General features: G+C 67.8%; 19 protein-coding genes. 7 read left to right on the top strand and 12 right to left on the bottom strand.

The features are described 5' to 3' along the window. Window positions 1-67: 67 nt before the first annotated feature. Both JHC79_RS10750 and JHC79_RS10745 read right to left on the bottom strand, forming a co-directional pair. Complete coding sequence (locus JHC79_RS10750; RefSeq protein ID WP_296390488.1) at window positions 68-1,102, bottom strand: NAD(P)H-binding protein; 1,035 nt, start codon at window positions 1,100-1,102, stop codon at window positions 68-70. Window positions 1,103-1,195: 93 nt separating this feature from the next. Next, window positions 1,196-2,065, bottom strand: a complete 870-nt coding sequence (locus JHC79_RS10745) for a helix-turn-helix transcriptional regulator (RefSeq protein ID WP_296390486.1) — start codon at window positions 2,063-2,065, stop codon at window positions 1,196-1,198. Window positions 2,066-2,253: 188 nt separating this feature from the next. On the opposite strand from JHC79_RS10745, the gene JHC79_RS10740 reads away from it, so the two are divergent. Together JHC79_RS10740 and JHC79_RS10735 are read left to right on the top strand one after the other, a co-directional pair. After that, entirely contained in the window at window positions 2,254-3,198 is a 945-nt protein-coding gene (locus JHC79_RS10740) for an SDR family oxidoreductase (RefSeq protein ID WP_296390535.1), read from the top strand. 68 nt (window positions 3,199-3,266) lie between these two features. Further along, window positions 3,267-4,334: a hypothetical protein gene (locus JHC79_RS10735; RefSeq protein ID WP_296390484.1), complete on the top strand. Its 1,068-nt coding sequence runs from the start codon at window positions 3,267-3,269 to the stop codon at window positions 4,332-4,334. A gap of 4 nt (window positions 4,335-4,338) precedes the next feature. Here the strand turns inward: JHC79_RS10735 and JHC79_RS10730 are convergent, their stop codons facing one another. From JHC79_RS10730 to JHC79_RS10715, 4 genes are all read right to left on the bottom strand, one after another. Continuing rightward, window positions 4,339-5,019: a trypsin-like peptidase domain-containing protein gene (locus JHC79_RS10730; RefSeq protein WP_296390482.1), complete on the bottom strand. Its 681-nt coding sequence runs from the start codon at window positions 5,017-5,019 to the stop codon at window positions 4,339-4,341. Window positions 5,020-5,278: 259 nt separating this feature from the next. Next, complete coding sequence (locus tag JHC79_RS10725) at window positions 5,279-6,247, bottom strand: VWA domain-containing protein (protein WP_296390480.1); 969 nt, start codon at window positions 6,245-6,247, stop codon at window positions 5,279-5,281. Next, the gene (locus tag JHC79_RS10720) at window positions 6,244-7,131 is read right to left on the bottom strand and encodes a DUF58 domain-containing protein (protein WP_296390479.1); all 888 of its coding nucleotides are present in this window, start codon (window positions 7,129-7,131) and stop codon (window positions 6,244-6,246) included. Before JHC79_RS10720 ends, JHC79_RS10725 begins: the two co-directional genes overlap by 4 nt. Further along, a complete protein-coding gene (locus JHC79_RS10715) occupies window positions 7,128-8,171 on the bottom strand; it encodes an AAA family ATPase (protein WP_296390476.1) in 1,044 nt (347 codons plus the stop codon). The genes JHC79_RS10720 and JHC79_RS10715 overlap by 4 nt, the downstream gene beginning before the upstream one ends. A gap of 148 nt (window positions 8,172-8,319) precedes the next feature. Here JHC79_RS10715 and JHC79_RS10710 point away from each other — a divergent pair, with 148 nt between their 5' ends. Both JHC79_RS10710 and JHC79_RS10705 read left to right on the top strand, forming a co-directional pair. Further along, a complete protein-coding gene (locus JHC79_RS10710; RefSeq protein WP_296390474.1) occupies window positions 8,320-9,012 on the top strand; it encodes a response regulator transcription factor in 693 nt (230 codons plus the stop codon). Continuing rightward, complete coding sequence (locus JHC79_RS10705) at window positions 9,009-10,271, top strand: HAMP domain-containing sensor histidine kinase (RefSeq protein ID WP_296390472.1); 1,263 nt, start codon at window positions 9,009-9,011, stop codon at window positions 10,269-10,271. The genes JHC79_RS10710 and JHC79_RS10705 overlap by 4 nt, the downstream gene beginning before the upstream one ends. A gap of 8 nt (window positions 10,272-10,279) precedes the next feature. On the opposite strand, the gene JHC79_RS10700 is transcribed toward JHC79_RS10705, so the two are convergent. Both JHC79_RS10700 and JHC79_RS10695 read right to left on the bottom strand, forming a co-directional pair. Beyond that, window positions 10,280-10,822: a cyclophilin-like fold protein gene (locus JHC79_RS10700; protein WP_296390470.1), complete on the bottom strand. Its 543-nt coding sequence runs from the start codon at window positions 10,820-10,822 to the stop codon at window positions 10,280-10,282. Between the two features lie 129 nt (window positions 10,823-10,951). After that, window positions 10,952-11,347 carry a cupin domain-containing protein gene (locus JHC79_RS10695; protein WP_296390468.1) on the bottom strand — a complete coding sequence of 132 codons (396 nt, stop codon included), beginning with the start codon at window positions 11,345-11,347 and terminating at the stop codon, window positions 10,952-10,954. A gap of 109 nt (window positions 11,348-11,456) precedes the next feature. Between JHC79_RS10695 and JHC79_RS10690 the strand changes: the two genes are divergently transcribed. Beyond that, complete coding sequence (locus JHC79_RS10690) at window positions 11,457-12,128, top strand: TetR/AcrR family transcriptional regulator (protein WP_296390466.1); 672 nt, start codon at window positions 11,457-11,459, stop codon at window positions 12,126-12,128. Here JHC79_RS10690 and JHC79_RS10685 read toward each other — a convergent pair. From JHC79_RS10685 to JHC79_RS10675, 3 genes are read right to left on the bottom strand one after another with little or no spacing between them, the layout of a single operon-like run. After that, window positions 12,115-12,921 (bottom strand): SDR family NAD(P)-dependent oxidoreductase, encoded by an 807-nt coding sequence (locus JHC79_RS10685; protein WP_296390464.1) that lies wholly within the window; start codon window positions 12,919-12,921, stop codon window positions 12,115-12,117. The two genes, JHC79_RS10690 and JHC79_RS10685, sit on opposite strands and share 14 nt — an antisense overlap. Further along, window positions 12,918-14,093, bottom strand: a complete 1,176-nt coding sequence (locus JHC79_RS10680; RefSeq protein WP_296390462.1) for an NADH:flavin oxidoreductase — start codon at window positions 14,091-14,093, stop codon at window positions 12,918-12,920. The genes JHC79_RS10685 and JHC79_RS10680 overlap by 4 nt, the downstream gene beginning before the upstream one ends. After that, complete coding sequence (locus JHC79_RS10675) at window positions 14,090-14,674, bottom strand: TetR/AcrR family transcriptional regulator (protein ID WP_296390460.1); 585 nt, start codon at window positions 14,672-14,674, stop codon at window positions 14,090-14,092. The genes JHC79_RS10680 and JHC79_RS10675 overlap by 4 nt, the downstream gene beginning before the upstream one ends. Before the next feature lie 114 nt (window positions 14,675-14,788). Here JHC79_RS10675 and JHC79_RS10670 point away from each other — a divergent pair, with 114 nt between their 5' ends. Next, window positions 14,789-15,520 carry an alpha/beta hydrolase gene (locus JHC79_RS10670; protein ID WP_296390458.1) on the top strand — a complete coding sequence of 244 codons (732 nt, stop codon included), beginning with the start codon at window positions 14,789-14,791 and terminating at the stop codon, window positions 15,518-15,520. Here the strand turns inward: JHC79_RS10670 and JHC79_RS10665 are convergent, their stop codons facing one another. Next, complete coding sequence (locus JHC79_RS10665) at window positions 15,521-16,468, bottom strand: NmrA/HSCARG family protein (RefSeq protein WP_296390456.1); 948 nt, start codon at window positions 16,466-16,468, stop codon at window positions 15,521-15,523. Between the two features lie 116 nt (window positions 16,469-16,584). Here JHC79_RS10665 and JHC79_RS10660 point away from each other — a divergent pair. Further along, window positions 16,585-16,850 (top strand): winged helix-turn-helix transcriptional regulator (locus JHC79_RS10660; RefSeq protein WP_296390454.1); only part of this gene is annotated, 266 nt, incomplete at its 3' end.

Here is a 16,850-nt window from a genome sequence, read left to right as displayed (position 1 = left end):
TCGCAGGGTTCGCCGAGTCCGCGCCCCCCGTTTCGCGCCAGGAACACCCCGTTTTGGGACGCGGGCGTCAGCTGCCGGGGGTCAGCTTGTCGATGACCGCCGAGATCTTCGAGCGGATGGGGGTGTGGCTGCCGCCGCCGGCCCAGTCGGGGTCGTGCGGCATGGGGCCGATCGGGTCCGCGTGGGCGGGGTCGGCTGCAGGATCGGCCAGGGCGCGGGTGATCGCATCCTCGGTCGTTGTCAGGCTGTATCCGGCCGGCAGGAGTGTGCCCAGGAAAGTCGTGTCGTGACAGACCATGTCGTGGTGCAGGCTCTCGACGAGCGCGGTGACCGTCGACGACGGGACGTCGGTCAGAGCGGCGACCATCTCGCCGACGAGTGTCGTGGGCAGCAACGGAACGCTCACCTGCGGACGGGTGAGTCCGGCGATCGTGGTGTACGTGTCGAGGAGGACGGAGTACGCCATCGTCTCGGCTCCACCGATGTCGTAGTGCCCACCGGGGACGTCCGGGTCGAGGGCGCCGGCCAGCGCGTCCAGCACGTCGGTGACGGCGATGGGCTGGACCTGTGAGTCCATCCAGCTGGGCACGGTCTGGACGGGTAGGCGTTCACTGACCTGGCGGATGAGTTCGAACGACGTCGACCCGCTGCCGAGGATGATCGCGGCGCGGAGTGCGACGGCTGTCGCCGACGACCCTTCGAGGATGTTCTCGACCTCCAGGCGCGACGAGATGTGTTCGGAGAGGTCGTCGGACTCGACATCGGGAACGATGCCGGTCAGGTAGACGACCTTGGGAATGCCGTGTTGGTCGATCGCCGCGGTCATGTTGGTCGCGGCCTCACGGTCGGTCTCGGCGAAGTCGTCGCCGTCGCCCATGCCGTGGATCAGGTAGAACACGGCCTCGATGCCCTCGGTGGCCGCCACGACCTGATCGGAGTCGAGAACGTCCATCGTCACCGAATCGACCTTCTCGGCCCACCACGCGGTGATGGTGGAATCGGGACTGCTCGTGGTGACGCGGATGTCGTGCCCGTCGGCGAGCAGACGCGGGACCAGACGACCGCCGACGTATCCGGATGCACCGGTGACCAACACCTTCATGGAACTCCTCGCGTTCGATCGTGCCGTGTCGGCCCGACCATCCGAGTCTGCCCTGTTTGCGGCGCGGCGGTGGTGAGCGATTGGTCTCGTCGTCTATGGACCGTCCGTCGGAGTCGGCGAGACGCGCATCGTCTGCGACCCGATGACCGAGAGCAGCTGCAATTTCTCGTGGGACTCGGTGCCGGGGGTGGCCGTGTACACCAGCAGGTGGTGCGACTGGGCCGGGTCGAGCAGGGTCTGACAGGTGAGCTCCAGCGTGCCGAGTTCCGGGTGTACGAACCGTTTCGTCTCGGTGGGGCGGACGCCCACCTCATGGGTGTTCCACGTCCGACGGAACTCGTCGCTCTCGTCGAGCAGCAGCTCGGCGAGGTGGGCTGCGCGTGAACCCGCCCCGCGCAGTGTCACCATCTCGCGCAGGCCGGACACCCACATCCGGGTGAGGAACGCGTGATCGTCGGGGTGGTAGATGGAGCGGCTGTCGGGGTCGGTGAACCATCGGTAGCCGATGCTGCGGGCGTTGCCGCTGTACCGCGTGAGGTCGCCGACGAGCGCCACACCGAGATCCGTCTGCCGCAGGGTCTCGCCCAGCTCGGTGACTATCTCGGCTGGCGTGTCCTGCAGACGGTCGAGGATGCGCATGAGCCCGGGGTTGACGTGGTCGCCGACTGTTCCCTGCGTCGGTGGCTGGTGTCCGGCCAGACGGAACAGGTGATCGCGCTCCACGCGAGACAGGTGCAGCCCCTGTGCAATCGAGGCGATCATCTGCGTGGACGGATGCGGGCCGCGCGTCCGCTCGAGCCGGGAGTAGTAGTCGGTCGACATGTGACACAACGCGGCGACCTCCTCGCGGCGTAGTCCACTCGTCCGGCGGCGTTGCCCGCGTGGGATGCCCACGTCCTCGGGTTGCAGGGCTTCGCGGCGGAGCCGGAGGAACTCGGCGAGCCCATCTCGGTCGATCGTCATCGGTGCCTCCTCGAGTGTCATGTGTATTCCTACCGTTCACCCTCCGCCCGAGCCATGGCCTGTCGATCCCCCTCAGGCGGCGTCCGCGCCGCTGCCTCGCCTCCGACAACAGTGGATCGTCAGGCCCTGCCTATCGCCGTGTGGACGGGTCACTGTGGACGACACCCGACGAACTCCAGGAGTGGAACATGGCCCGCAAGCAGATCGACATCGATGTCCCCGACCTGTCCGGACAACGTGCAGTCGTCACCGGCGCGAGCGACGGGATCGGACTGGTACTCGCGACCCGACTGGCCGCGGCGGGCGCCGAGGTCATCGTGCCCGTGCGCAACCAGACGAAGGGCGACGCAGCGCTCGCCGCGATCGGCGAGGCGGTCCCCGAGGCCCGTGTCTCCCTGCGCTTCCTCGACCTGTCGTCGCTGAGCTCGGTCGCCGCGCTGGGTGCGACCCTCGCCGACGAAGGCAGGGCCATCGACATCCTGATCAACAACGCCGGTGTGATGACCCCGCCCGACCGTCAGGTCACCTCCGACGGGTTCGAGCTCCAGTTCGGCACCAACCACCTGGGGCATTTCGCCCTGGTGGCACACCTGCTTCCGCTCCTGCGCGCCGGACGCGCGCGGGTCGTCTCGCAGATCAGCGTCGCGGCCAACAGTGGGGCGATCAACGACGACGACCTGAACTGGGAACGCTCGTACGACGGGATGCGCGCCTACAGCCAGTCGAAGATCGCGATGGGACTGTTCGGGGTCGAGCTCGATCGCCGCAGCAGAGCCGGCGGCTGGGGCCTGACCAGCTACCTGTCGCACCCTGGGGTCGCACCCACCAACCTGCTGGCCGCGCGTCCCGAGCTCGACCGTGACCGCGACACCATGGGCCGCAGGGTGATCCGTCTGCTCTCGGCGCGCGGAATCCTCGTCGGCACCGTCGACTCCGCGGCACTGCCCGCGCTGTTCGCCGCGACGGCGCCTGATGCCGAGAGTGGCGCGTTCTACGGCCCCGGCGGGCTCGGCCATCTGGGTGGCCGGCCCGGTCAACAGAAGATGTACGCACGCCTGACCGGTGCAGATCAGGCCGAGCGCATCTGGCGGACGTCGGAGGAGTTGACGCGGGTGACTTTCCCTCGGGGGTGACGCGGGCGTCGTGTCGGCTATGTTTCGTCCCTGAGGGCCGACCACCACGACACGGAGATTCATCGCCGATGGCAGCACTGATCGATTCGACCGACTCGGTCGACCATGCCCCGGTGACGGTGTTGATCGTCAGCGACCCCGGGATCGTGTCCCGCCGGGTCGCCGCCGTCGTGCCGACGCTGGAGCCGGAACTGGCCGAGCTGTTGGGTCGGCCGGTGTCGGTGATCCAGAGCGTGCACCTGGTTCGTCTTCGTCCCGACGACACGATCGACTACGTGCGGGCTCGGACCGCAGCGCCGGGTCCCGACCCGCACGCGATCGTCGTGGTCACCGAGATCCCGCGCTACACACCGAGACAACCGTTGATCTCCGAGGTGTTCGTCGATGCGCGGCTCGCCGTGATCTCTAGCCCGACGCTGGGTGCGTGGGCGACCAAACGGCGGCTGCGTATCGCGCTGAACCAGTCCGCTCGCATGCTCTGCGATCCCGCGACACCTGAACGCAGGCGGATCCCGTTCCGCGGGAGCCGGTGGAAGATCCCGGAATCGGGGCCGTCTCAGCTGTATGCGCTGACGGTGTTCTCCTGGCTGCGAACCGTTCTGGGCATGATCTCGACCAACGAGCCGTTACGGACGGTGCCCCGGTTGTCGAGTGCGCTGGCCGCGGCGGCCGCCGCGGGAGCGTTCGGCATCTTCTACAACTCCATCTGGCAGATGGCGTCGTACCTGCCCTCGTGGCGGTTGCTGCTGTTCACGTTCCTGGCCATCATCATCTTGATGGGGTGGTTGGTGTTGAGCAACGGCCTCTGGGATCGGACCGCCCAAACCCGTTACGCCCAGGTCACTTTCCTCTACAACATGTCGACCCTGGCGACCCTGTTCGTCTGCGTGCTCACGTTGTACGCGACCCTGTTCGTGGCCATCCTCCTCGGCGGGGCGGCGTTGATCGATCCACAGTTCATGGCGCTGATACTCGGCCGGCCGGTCGGTGTCTCGGACTACGTCAACCTGGCGTGGCTCAGCTCGACCATGGGCGTGGTCGCCGGCGGTGTCGGTTCCAGCTTCGACTCGGAGACCGATCTACGCCGTCTCACCCATGGTCGTCGCGAGCGCGAGAGGTTCGATCTGGACGGGTGACTCGTCAGTTCTCGGCGATGATTCGGTTGGCCACCTGCATGGCGCGATCGATGGGTACGGAGAAGCCGATCCCGATGTTGCCGGATCGTTGTCCGCCGTAGGTGGCGATGGCGGTGTTGACGCCGACGACCTCGCCGTCGAGATTGACCAGTGGCCCACCGGAGTTGCCGGGGTTGATCGAGGCGTCGGTCTGGATCATCCCGCCGGCCCCGACCGTCGTCTGTCGGCGGTCGACCGCGCTCACGATGCCTGCCGTGACGGTTCCGCTCAGACCCAGGGGGGATCCGACGGCCAACACCGATTCGCCGGTCCGCAGCGGTACCCCGGTGCCGAGCCGTGCTGCAGCGGGTGCCGAACCGCGGATCTCGAGAACGGCGATGTCGGCGGCGGGGTCGCTTCCGATCACTCGCGCCGGGACCTGTCGCCCCGTCGACAACCGCAGCGTGACCGAGTCCTGCCCCTCGATCACGTGATGATTGGTGATCACGTGGCCCATGGAGTCGATCGCGAACCCCGATCCGGCCGAACGGCCCGCGGTCACCTGCACCACACTCGGCACGATCCGGCCGGCGGCGAGCTCGGTTGCGGCCGGCCCCGTGCCGGTGTCGGCGACCTGCGTCGAATCGCCGGTGGGTCCGATACCCGTCTGCTCGAGGACGTACGCCGTACCGGTCCCGGCGAGCACGCTGAGCACAACGCATGTCGCGACCAGGGCGGTGCCTCGGCGGCGGCCCCGGGGCGGTTTCGCGTCCTCGATGGGCACCGCGACCGGTGGAGGTGACAGCGGGGATGGTGGTCGGAACCCCGTCGCGGGCGGTGTGGGACGGTGACCTGTGGGCACCGGTGTCGGTGACGTGGGATCGGGTGGAAGGAAGTCGGGTCGGTACCCGGGGGGTCGTGTGTGGATCACTGCAGTCCTCGGTCTGTGGGTGGGAGGTGAACGGTCAGATCAACCGGGAGAACCAGCGCAGCGACATCGCCGCCGCGGCGAGACCGAGGAGGAGTCCGGAAACCGCGAACCACGTCGTGACCTCCCGGATCTCCGTGCGATAGCCGATCGACGATCCGATGTCGCGGTAGACGTCCTCGAGCTCCCCGCTGCTCTGCGCCGTGTACGCCTGACCGCCGGTGTCGTCGGCCAGTCGTTCGAGCGTCGTGGTGTCGACCGGAACCGGCACGTCGAACCCGCCGGTGCCGAGGACCCCGTCGGGTGTGCCGTAGGCGATCGTCGACACCTCCACCTCGGCGGCCACACTCGCCAGAGCGGCCTCGGCGGGACTGCGGCCCACCGTGTTCGACCCGTCGGAGAGCAGGACGATCCGTCCCGGTACCACCTCGTCGGGTGTCGATTCGTCGTCGGTGTCGAGGCGCTGGTCGATGGACGCGATCGCATCGAGGGAGGAGAAGACCGCTTCGCCGACCGCCGTGGCGCTCGACACTCCCAGGGAGCGAAGACTCGCCGTGGCGGCCGCGCGGTCGGTGCTCGGCGGCGAGACGAGATCGGCGGTACCGGCGAAGGCCACGACGCCCACGTTGAAGGTGGTGGGCAGGTCGTCGATGAAGTCTGATGCGGCATCGATCGCCGCGGCCATCCGCGACGGTGAGACATCGGTGGCCTGCATGGAGGCCGACGTGTCGATGGCCACCATCACGGTGGCGCGTTCGCGGGGGATCTGGAACGCGATCTCGGGTCGCGCGATCGCCATCGACAACGCGGCGAACGCGAGAACAATGGCGGCGGTGGGCAGATGGCGACGCCATGCGGGTCGCCGGGGGACCACCTTCTCGAGCATCGGCAACGCGGCGAAACGCACCGCGTATCGGCGTCGCCGCCGCAGCAACACCACGTAGGCGACAGCGATGGCGGCCACCGGTACGAGGAGAAGAAGACCCAGCGGGCTGATGAAGGTCATGAGCGGTTCCACCTCTGGACGAATCGGGCGAGTCCGAGCAGCCAGTCCTGGTCGGTTCGCAGTACGACGTGTTGGCACCCCGCCGCGCGCACGGCGTCGGTGGTGTCGATTCGGAATTGCTGTGCGGCAGAGTCGAAGGCGGCTCGTGTCCGTCGATCCGAGGTCGAGATCTCCCGTTGACGACCGGACTCTGGGTCGACGAGCACGAGGTGACCGACGTCGGGGAGTGACAGGTCGCGGGGGTCGATGATCTCGACGACGACCACCTGATTGCGCACGGCCATACGCCGCAGCGCCCGTTCCCACGCGAAGGGCCGCTCGATCGTGCCATCGGCACCGAGTAGGTCGGAGACGACGATGCGCAACCCGGGACGTCGTGCGCGACGGGACAGTTCGTCGAGCCCGGTGGTCAGGTCCACCTCGGCGACCCCGTCCCGTGCCGGCCGGTCGGGTGTCACGACGGCGCGTCGTGCGGCCTTCCGTGACGCCAGCGGGCGGGAATAGGCCATGCCGTCGACGGTCAGGCGTGCGATCCCCATGCGGTTTCCGGGTCCGTCGGTGAGGAGTCCGATCGCGCCGGCGACCTGGGCGGCGAGATCCCCCTTCTCGGTGACATCGGTGCCGAACGCCATGCTCGGCGTCTCGTCGAGGAGCACCCAGGTCTCGAGTTCGTGGTCCGCGCGCGGTCGCCAGACGTACGAGTCCATCGACCGGGCGGTCACGTTCCAGTCGATCCGGCGGACGTCGTCGCCGGGCTGGTACCGGACGACTTCTTCGGCGACGCTGCCCGGACCCAGCCGGATGCCCTCGTTGTCGCCGTACATCAGCCCGGAGACCCGGCGCCGGACCTGCAGTTCGAGACTGTGGAAGGCGGCGAGACTCACGCCAGACGCTCTTCGGCGTCGTCCTCGTGCGGCGCGATCCGCGGCGCGGGAACAGCGCGCACCACCAGGTCGATCAGGTCCCGGGCGTCGATGTCGTCGGCCGAGGCGTCGAATGTCAGCACCAACCGGTGCGCCAGGACGTCGCCCGCGAGGTCGGCCACATCGCCCGGCAGAACGTAGTCACGCCCGCGGATCAGCGCCAGCGCGCGCGACGCGGCCAGCAACCCCAGCGATCCTCGGGGGCTGACGCCGTACTCCAGGGCGCCGACCAGGCCGGGGAGTCCGTACTCGGCGGGCGTGCGGGTGGCCATCACCAGCCGGACGATGTAGTTCTCGATCGCGTGGTGCACGAACACCGACGCGGCCGCCGCCTGCAGCTCGATGACGTCGTCGAGCGCCAGGATCGTCGACGCCCGCGGCGCCGCGATGCCCATCCGCGAGATGATCGCCATCTCCTCCAGTTCGCTGGGGTGGCCGACGTCGACCTTGAGCAGGAAACGGTCGCGCTGCGCTTCGGGCAGTCGGTACACGCCGTCGGTCTCGATGGGGTTCTGCGTGGCGAGGACGAGGAACGGGTCGGGGAGGGCGAAGGTTCTCCCGCCGATGCTGACCTGCTTCTCGGCCATCGCCTCCAGCAGTGCCGACTGCACCTTGGCCGGCGCCCGGTTGATCTCGTCGGCGAGGACAAGGTTGCCGAAGACGGGACCGAGCTCGATGTCGAAACTCTCCGTCGACGGCCGCCACACCCGGGTGCCGACAATGTCGCCGGGCATCAGGTCGGGGGTGAACTGCAGCCGGCGGAACTCTCCACCGACGACCTCGGCAAGGGTGCGGACAGCCAGCGTCTTGGCCACTCCGGGAACACCTTCGAGGAGCACATGGCCGCGGGCCAGCAGGCCCACGAGCATCCGTTCGACCATCGCGTCCTGGCCGACCACGACGCGCTTGACCTCGAACAGCGCGCGCTCGACCCGGGCTCCCGCGGCCACCGGCGGATCGACCGCGGTCGCTATGGACGTGCTGGTCAGGTGGTCGTTCATCTTCGGGCTCCTCGAGGATTGCCGGGCGGGCGGCTGACGCTGTGATCCCCAGTGGACCCGCGACATGCGAAAACCAGTGGAAAAGCCACCGAAAGGCGACCGAAAGGGCAGTCGTCGAGGCTGGTGAGCCCCGCTATCGTGGGGTGTCATGAGGTTGTTGATCGTGGAGGACGAGGAGGGGTTGGTCAGCGCGCTGAGCATCGGTCTGCGGCGTGAGGGGTACGCCGTCGACGTCTCGCTGACGTGTGCCGACGCGTACGCCAAGCTCGCCGTGCACGCCTACGATCTCGTCCTGCTCGACGTGAACCTGCCCGACGGTGACGGTTTCACGCTCGCCCAGCGCGTCCGAGAAGGCCTGGTGCCCAGCGAGTCCGGGCCTGACGTGCGCGTGCTCATGCTCACCGCCCGCGGTGGACTACCGGACCGCGTGCGCGGGCTCGACGTGGGCGCCGATGACTACGTCGTCAAACCCTTTGCGCTGGCGGAACTCTCAGCCAGGATCCGCGCGCTCCTGCGTCGCGAGGTGGTGCGCCCCTCGACGGTGTCCACGGTCGGCGACATCACCCTCGACCCCGCCCGGCAGCTCGTGCACCGGGGTGGTCGGGAGGTGGGTCTGACGCTCAAGGAGTTCGCGGTGCTGCGGTACCTGATGAGCAAGCCCGACCACCTGATCTCCGCCGAGGAGTTGCTCCGCCACGTCTGGGACGAGAACGCCGACCCGTTCACACAGACCGTCCGGGTCACGGTGGGGACGCTGCGGCGCAAGCTCAGCGTCGGTTCCGAGACGCCGGCGATCGAGACCATGATCGGGCGCGGTTACCGGTTGCGGAAGACCGCGTGACCGCCCGCCCCGGGTGGGTGCGAACCATCCGGGTACGACTCGCGTTGTTCACCTCGGCGCTGCTGTTCATCGTGACCGCCGCGATCCTCGCGGCCGTGTACCTGACGTTGTCGCACACCATCGAGGCCGGCCCACTCGACGAGGTCACGGTCAAGAAGTTCACCAAGACTGCCGGTGGGACAATCCAATACAAGTCCGGGGAACAGTTCAGGGCTGCCGATCTCGAGAGCGTCCAGAAAGCGGTCAACCAGAACACCCTCGACACGTTGCGCAACGCATCCGCCGTGGCGTTGGTGGTGATCTTCCTGCTCAGTCTGTTGATCGGTTGGTTCGTCGCCGGTCGTCTCTTGCGGCCGATCGGGCGGATCACCGACACCGCCCGCGAGATCACCGCGACCGATCTGTCTCGCCGCATCGGTGCGTCCGGACCGTCCGACGAGCTCACGACCCTCGCCGACACCATCGACCACATGCTGAACCGGTTGGAGACGGCCTTTCGTACCGAGCGAAACCTCGTCGAGGACGTGAGTCACGAGTTGCGCAACCCCGTCGCCGTCATCCAGGCGAACGTGGAGGCGGTGTTGGCCGACGAACAGTCGAGCGCCGCCGAGCGCGCCGATGCGATGGCGATCATCACCCGCGCCACCGCGCGGATGACGAGACTGCTCGAGGATCTCCTGGCCACGGCGCGACGCCGGTCGGGAGCATTCACCGATCACGAGCTCGATCTGGCGGGCCTCGTCGCCGACACCGCCGAGGAGTACCGGTTTCCTGCGGAGGAACGCTCCCTGGATCTGGTGGTACGCGCCCCGACCGGACCGGTCGTCTATGCCGAGCCGGAATCCCTGGGGCGGGCCATCGGCAACCTGATGTCGAACGCGATTCGGTTGGCGCCCGGCGGATCGACGATCACCGTCGCGGTCGGGAGTCAGGCCGGCTGGTCGTGGACCGCGGTCCGCGACGCCGGACCGGGGATCGCTGGGGCAGAGCAGCAGATGGTGTTCGAGCGCTTCCGCCGCGCGAGCAACGGTGAGCAGTCCGAGACCCGGCGGCGCGGCAGTGGTCTGGGTCTGACCATCGCCCGGCAGATCGTCGAGAGCCATGAGGGGCGCATGACGCTGTTCAGCGAACTGGGCGTCGGGAGCACCTTCGTCATCTGGCTGCCCGATCGCGCCGTGGCCGGCGGTGTCGAGCGCGAATCCACGCCGCCGACGGTCAATCCGCTTCCGGCCGTGACCGATCCGACGTCACATCCCTGACGGAGGCGTCACCCGGCCCGGGTCACGGACACCGAGATGTCGCCGTCCATCCCGCCGACCACGTCGGGTCCGGAGGCGTCCATCCGACCGAGGATCACGATGCCCGGGTAGTAGCCCTGATCGCCGTAGTAGAGGACGAAGTCGTTCGACGGTGCGTAATAGCCGATGTCGCCGACGTCGGGATCGGCACCGTCGGGTGAGCCCGCGGTGGAGAGTCGTGCCGGCAGAGCACCGGTCTTCTCGACCGACCCGTGGTCGGAGAGTTCGAGCGCCATAGGGAGTTGGGCGAGCAGTTCACGGCTCGCCGTGCTGTCGTTGAGGGTTCCGGAGAACGTCCGGTCTCCGATCGCGATGATGATCTGCGGTGTGTCCGCGCGCTCGCGTGCGGCCGAGCCGACCTCGGCGGCAGCGGGGTTCGCCGAGCGCTGTGGCGCGGACGTGTCGGTCGGTTCACCACCCGTGGCGTCGCGCTGCGAACACGCGGTCAGCGCGACGACGCACAGTGCGACCGTGCCGGGTCGGAGGAGGGTTCGTAGAAGTCTTCTCGTCATGGTCGTCCTCATCGAGTGGCGGCAGCGGGTCTCGATGCTCACGGTATTGCGCCGGGCCGACGGGAAGGAGCCCCTGTCAGGGCACCCTTCGGCGAGGTCACGTCGATGACGGCGACGAGGCACCCGCGTTCAGCGCGCGCGGTACTCATCGTCGGTGACATGCTCCAGCCAGGTGACGACCTCCCCCTGCTCGTCGGCCTCCTGGATCGCGACATGCGCCATGAACCGCTCGGACGTCGCTCCGTGCCAATGGATCTCGCCCGGTTCGATGTAGACGACGTCACCGGGCCGGATCTCCTGGACACCGTCCCGTGTGGCGACCAGTCCGATGCCGTCGGTGACGTACAGGGTCTGACCCTTCGGGTGATGATGCCAGGCGGTGCGTGCACCGGGTGCGAAACGCACGTGTGCGCACGCCACCGCCGATTGCTCGTCGTTGTTGCGGATGCCGTCGATCTGAACGGTGCCGGTGAACCAGTCCTCGGGGCCGGCCCCGGTCTGTCCGCCGCTCTGAGTGAACTTCATTCCGATTCTCCTTCGTGTCGCCCGCGGTTGCGGATAGGTGATATCCGCTTACGACGACGATAGCACGTAACCGGATCCCAAGTATCCGCTTGTGGCGTACGATCTCCTCATGACCGCCCGAGGCGATGGCACCCTGCGCCGAGATGCCGCGGAGAACCGTGATCGGCTGCTGGCCGCGGCGGGTGAACTCTTCGCCGAACGTGGCCTGACGGTCACGCTGAACGACATCGCCCACCGCGCGGGTGTCGGTGTCGGGACCGCCTACCGACGGTTCGCCAACAAGGAGGCGGTCATCGACGCCCTTTTCGAGGAGCAGCTCCGCGACATCGCGGCGCTGGCCGAGGAGGCGCTGGCGGAGCCCGACGCCTGGGTCGGGTTGGTCCGGTTCATCGAGCAGTCGCTCGACAAACAGTTCGGCGACCGGGGGCTCAACGAGTTGATGAACGCCCCGGCGTTGGGACTCGACCGCATCGACGCCGCACGCGATGAGATCGCCCCGCTCCTGACGAAGCTGGTCGAGAGAGCCGTGGCGGAGGGCGTTGTGCGACCGGACTTCGATCAGAGCGACATCATCGTGCTCCAACTGGCGCTTTCGTCGATCATGCACAGCTCGCGTGCCGTCGCCCCGGAGCTTTACCGACGCCACCTCACCATCTTTCTCGACGGCATCAAGGTCGACCGTGCGGGCTTCACCCGACTGCCCGCCGACGCCATGAGCTCGGAGCAGACCCACATGGCGATGACGGGGCGGCGCACCGGAACGTCGGTCACCGGGTCGTGAACATCGCCTTCAGGAGGCGGTCGACAACGGGGCTCGGGATGTGGTGCAGGAGTGACCGTCGCAGGTCCGCGCGCACGGAGTAGTGCGCTCGCGGACGCGCGGTCGTGGCTGCCTTCCACACGACATCGGCGAGCACCGCCGGATCGTGTGCCCGCGCCTGTTCTTTGGCCGCGAGGGCGCCGACTCGTCCGATGAGGTCGGGGAACAGCGTGGAGTGGCTGCGGGCGTGGTCGAACGCGGCGTCGATCCCGTTGACCATGTCGGTCCGGAAGGGGCCGGGTCGGATGGTGCTGACGGGGATGTCGAGGAACATCAACTCCCGACGGAGCGCGTCCGAGTACGCCTCGACTGCGTGCTTGGTGATCGCGTACGGCCCGTTGAGCATGAGTGCTTTCTGCCAACCGGTCTCGGAACTGATGGTGATCACGCGTCCACGTCGCCGCTGGATGAGCGGGAACGCGGCCTTCACCACCCGATACGTGCCGAGCAGGTTGACGTCGATCAGCTGCCTGAGTTCTTCTTCGTCGATCTCGACCACGGAACCCACGCGCATGATGCCGGCGAAGGTGACGACGGCATCGAGTCCACCCGGCGCGTGGTGCTCTGCCTCCGCCACCGCGGCTCGGACGGATTCCGTGTCGGTGACATCGATCTCGAGGGGGATGACCCCGGGTGTGGCCGACGGCTTCGTGAGGTCTGCTGCCAGCACCGTCCAGCCGCGCTCGGCGAACAGGGTGGCGGTCGCGCCGCCGAGTCCTCCGCCCGCCCCGGTGATCAAAACGGTCCCGATCATCGGGCGGCGGCGGTGTCCGCGGCGAGGATGCAGTGCGTACGCGAGTAGATGGTGGGCATGCACTCGTTGCAGTGCGTGCACAGGGAGCGGGTCGTGCTCTCGGCCTGGAGGCGATTGATCAGATCGGGCTGCCGGAGCAGGGCTCGCGCCATGGCCACGAACTCGAACCCCTCGTCCATCGCGAGCTGCATTGTGTCCGTCGTCGTGATCCCGCCGAGCAGGATCAGTGGCATGGTCAGCTCGTGTCGGAACTGACGGGCGAGGTCGAGGAGAAACGCTTCGCGATAGGGGTATTCACGCAGGAACGGCCCGGCCAACCGCATCGCCCACCCCATCGGCGGCGGGAAGGCCTTCGCGAACGACTTCCTCGGCGCGTCGCCGCGGAAGAGGTACATGGGGTTGAGCAATGAACTCCCCGCGGTGAGCTCGAGGGCATCGGCGGCGCCGTCGTCCTGGATCCACCGTGCGACCTGAAGGCTCTCGTCGAGCTGCAGCCCGGACGAGACCCCGTCCTCCATGCCGAGTTTGACGGTGACCGCCATGCGGTCGCCGACGCGGTCTCGGACAGCCCTGGTGATCTCGCGCGCGAGACGAGCCCGGTTGATCAACGATCCGCCGTACTCGTCGCGACGATGGTTGAGCAGTGGACTGAGAAAGGAACTCGCCAAGTAGTTGTGCCCGCAGTGGATCTCGACCGCGTCGAATCCGGCGGACTCGGCGAAGCCGGCGGCGTCGGCGTGCGCGCGGACGATGTCCCGGAGCTCACCTGCGTCGGGTCTGTGGGTCATCCGCATGCTGAGCGGACTCAGCAGGCGGGTCGGCGACAGTGCGGGCGCCCGGTTCGACGCAGCGTTCGCGACCGGCCCGGCGTGTCCGATCTGCGCGCTGACCGCCGCACCCTCGGCGTGGACGGCGTCGGTCAGGCGTTGCAGTCCCGGGACCGCGTCGGGTCGCATCCAGATCTGGTGGCGATCGGTGCGTCCGCCGGGTGTCACGGCGCAGTACGCCACGGTGGTCATCGCGACCCCGCCCGCCGCCGGAGCGCGGTGGTAGGCGATGAGGTCGTCGGTGACGAGCGCATCGGGGGTGCGCCCCTCGAAGGTCGCGGCCTTGATGATCTTGTTGCGCAACCGGACCGGTCCGAGAGTCGTCGGTTCGAAGACGCTGCTCATGCCTCGACCACCTCGTCGGAGAGTCCCGCGGTGACGAAGCGGCACAGTGTCTCGACCTGAACCGGTGACAGCGTCCGGTCGCCGGCGAGCGGGTCGCCGAACTGTCCCAGGATCAGCTCGAAGCTCATGGCCCATCGCTGTCGCGCCGCGGTCGTCGACAACCCGGGGACGTTGTGCTGCAGCAACTCCACGAACGGATCGAGGCTGAACCACCGATCACTCCAGTCGAGCTCATACCGGCCCAGTACCAGCCGCGCCAGCAGGTGCAGGTAGAGGCGCCCGGTGGGGTCGGCGGCCATGGTCACCAGAGGTCCGACCACCGCGTCGACGATGTCGCGGACGTCGACGGATTCGGCGTGGAGACGCGCGACCGGCTCGAACCAGGCGGGACCGATGCGGGACTCCAGCAACGCTGCGATCAGCCGTTCCTTGGAACCGAAGTGGTAGTGCACCGCGGCCGGATTCATCTCGGCGGCCGCGCACACGGCCCGGATCGACACGCTGTCGAATCCGGATTCGAGTAACAACGACTCGGCCGCGGTCAGCAATCGTGCTCGCGGGTCGGCCTTGGTTTGCTCCACGGAACCAGTAGAACACGTGTCAATCAGCGTTTCAATCATTGATTGAATTCGCTGAGCGCGTAGGTGGCACGCTCTGCGGCCGACGACGTCGTCTCCGTCGCTACCGTGAGGTCCATGCAGGTCGTCTTCGTTCACGGTGCGTTGGTCCGCGACGGACAGTGGTGGTGGGAGCCGACCGCGAGCCTCTTGCGAGAGCGCGCCGGTGTCGAGAGTCGGTCGGTGGCGCTGCCGTCCTGTGGTGAGACCACACCCGAGGAGGCGCGCGGAGGGTTGGCCGCCGACGCCGCCGCATTGCGCCGAGTTCTCGACGACGTCGATTCGGCGATCGTCGTCGGCCATTCATACGGGGGCACCGTCATCGCCGAGGCGGGCTCGCATCCTGCCGTGGCCCACCTGCTGTATGTGTCGTCGTATCTGCCCGACGTGTGTGCGTCCCAGGGCGCGATCATGAGTACCGAGGTCGATCCGGTCACCGTCGCCGACACCGGCGACGGCATGATCGGCGTATCCGGTTACGACGCAGCGTCGTTCGGTGACCGCTTCCTCCACGATGCCGACGAGACCATCCAGCGCGAGGCCTGGGACCGGGTGACCGCTCAGGTGGTCGGCGCGTTCACGACACCCACCACCGCCGCCGGATGGCAGGGAGTCGACTCCACGTACATCGTCTGCGCGGACGACCGGAGCACCTCGCCGACGTTGCAGCGTTCGCACGCGCAACGGGCAACTCGCTCGGTGGAGCTGCCCACGGGGCACCATCCGTTCATCTCCCGACCGGACCTGGTGGTCGAACAGGTCGAGGCGCTGCTTCGTCAGAGTCGCCGGAGGGGGCGGGTGGGTAGCTGATCAGCGCAGCGCGATACCACCGGGTGATGATTGCGTTGCTGCGGTGAGGGTCTCGGCGTCGAGGCCGGCCAACCATTCATCGAAGCGGAGCAGGAATGGGAAAGTCTCGTGAAGCGCCGGCAGGTCGGCGCGTCCGGCCAACCTGCCGTCGTCCACCGCGGCCGCCAGTCTTCCCAACAGATCGTTCTCCCTCAGAACGTCGTCAGGGATCCGGTGGTAGGAGATCGGGCGACCCAATGTGGTGCCGAGGTGATGTGCCAGCTCATCGCCGGTGAGCGAGTCGCCGGCGAGATCTATGGTGCGGCCGACGAAAGACGCAGGCGAGCCGAAGATCTCGGCTGCGACGAGACCGATGTCGCGCACCGCGACGACCTGCACCGCTTGGTCGTTCCGCATGAGAAATGAGAACTGCCCGTCGGCCAGTCCCATCCCGGGGAGCAGCAGGATCTCCATGAAGCTGGCGGGCCGGACGATCGTGCTCGGGATGTCGAGGCCCCGGATGTGTGCCTCGACGCGACTTTTGCTGTCGAAGTGGCCGATTCCGGTCGGCGTCGACCCCGCTGCGATCGCCGAGCTGTAGACGAAATGCTCGACACCGGCGTCCCGGGCGAGGTCGGCGACCGAGATACCCCAGGCCACCTCGTCGTCGTCGGTCATCTCGGTGTTGGCCTGTCCCGAGCTGGGTTGGACACTGAACACCCCGTGCGCACCGACGAACGCGGATCGCAGCGATGTCGGATCGGCGAGGTCGCCGGTGACAGTCTCGATCCCGGCGGCGGCGAGCTGTCGGGCCGACGCACTCGATGGGTCGCGCACCACAGCACGAACCCTCCACCCGGCGTCTCGTAGAGCTGAGGCGACCGATCCGCCCTGTTGTCCCGTCGCCCCGAGCACGACGATCACGTTCTCGTCGGGGAGTGTCGATCGGGTCGAGTGATGGTCGGTCATGGCGTCTCCTGGTGATGTCTCCGGCGATCCAACGTCGTCTGTTGCTGCTCCGGTGAAAACGCTAACGTGGTGAGACCTACCAATCGGTAGGTCTCACGAGCACCCGGGAGAATTCGATGCGCGAACCGTCGCCTGCCGCAGCCGACTGCTTCGTGCGACTCGGTGTCGAGCTGATCGCGCATCAGTGGGACGCGGTGGTCCTGACCGTCCTGAGGAGCGGCCCGTCTCGGCGTGCCGCCCTCGTGTCGGCCATCGGCGGTATCAGCGACAAGTCGTTGCACGAGTCGCTGCGGAGGCTTCGAGACTTCGGTCTCCTCGAGAAGGTTGACGACGGGGCCGTGTACAAGTTGACCGACCTCGGTGAATCGCTTGCGACCGGACC

The organism is Williamsia sp., from assembly GCF_016462415.1.
In the GTDB taxonomy this organism is placed as follows: domain Bacteria; phylum Actinomycetota; class Actinomycetes; order Mycobacteriales; family Mycobacteriaceae; genus Williamsia_A.
This window is presented reverse-complemented; position numbering and strand designations above follow the sequence as displayed.

Excerpts from the sequence above, each read along its gene's own strand:
- JHC79_RS10745 (WP_296390486.1), bottom strand. The coding sequence starts at position 2,065 with ATGACGATCGACCGAGATGGGCTCGCCGAGTTCCTCCGGCTCCGCCGC.
- JHC79_RS10725 (WP_296390480.1), bottom strand. The coding sequence starts at position 6,247 with ATGACCTTCATCAGCCCGCTGGGTCTTCTTCTCCTCGTACCGGTGGCC.
- JHC79_RS10695 (WP_296390468.1), bottom strand. The coding sequence starts at position 11,347 with ATGAAGTTCACTCAGAGCGGCGGACAGACCGGGGCCGGCCCCGAGGAC.
- JHC79_RS10685 (WP_296390464.1), bottom strand. The coding sequence starts at position 12,921 with ATGATCGGGACCGTTTTGATCACCGGGGCGGGCGGAGGACTCGGCGGC.
- JHC79_RS10665 (WP_296390456.1), bottom strand. The coding sequence starts at position 16,468 with ATGACCGACCATCACTCGACCCGATCGACACTCCCCGACGAGAACGTG.
- JHC79_RS10735 (WP_296390484.1), top strand. The coding sequence starts at position 3,267 with ATGGCAGCACTGATCGATTCGACCGACTCGGTCGACCATGCCCCGGTG.
- JHC79_RS10750 (WP_296390488.1), bottom strand. The coding sequence starts at position 1,102 with ATGAAGGTGTTGGTCACCGGTGCATCCGGATACGTCGGCGGTCGTCTG.
- JHC79_RS10740 (WP_296390535.1), top strand. The coding sequence starts at position 2,254 with ATGGCCCGCAAGCAGATCGACATCGATGTCCCCGACCTGTCCGGACAA.
- JHC79_RS10715 (WP_296390476.1), bottom strand. The coding sequence starts at position 8,171 with ATGAACGACCACCTGACCAGCACGTCCATAGCGACCGCGGTCGATCCG.
- JHC79_RS10710 (WP_296390474.1), top strand. The coding sequence starts at position 8,320 with ATGAGGTTGTTGATCGTGGAGGACGAGGAGGGGTTGGTCAGCGCGCTG.
- JHC79_RS10690 (WP_296390466.1), top strand. The coding sequence starts at position 11,457 with ATGACCGCCCGAGGCGATGGCACCCTGCGCCGAGATGCCGCGGAGAAC.
- JHC79_RS10670 (WP_296390458.1), top strand. The coding sequence starts at position 14,789 with ATGCAGGTCGTCTTCGTTCACGGTGCGTTGGTCCGCGACGGACAGTGG.
- JHC79_RS10700 (WP_296390470.1), bottom strand. The coding sequence starts at position 10,822 with ATGACGAGAAGACTTCTACGAACCCTCCTCCGACCCGGCACGGTCGCA.
- JHC79_RS10680 (WP_296390462.1), bottom strand. The coding sequence starts at position 14,093 with ATGAGCAGCGTCTTCGAACCGACGACTCTCGGACCGGTCCGGTTGCGC.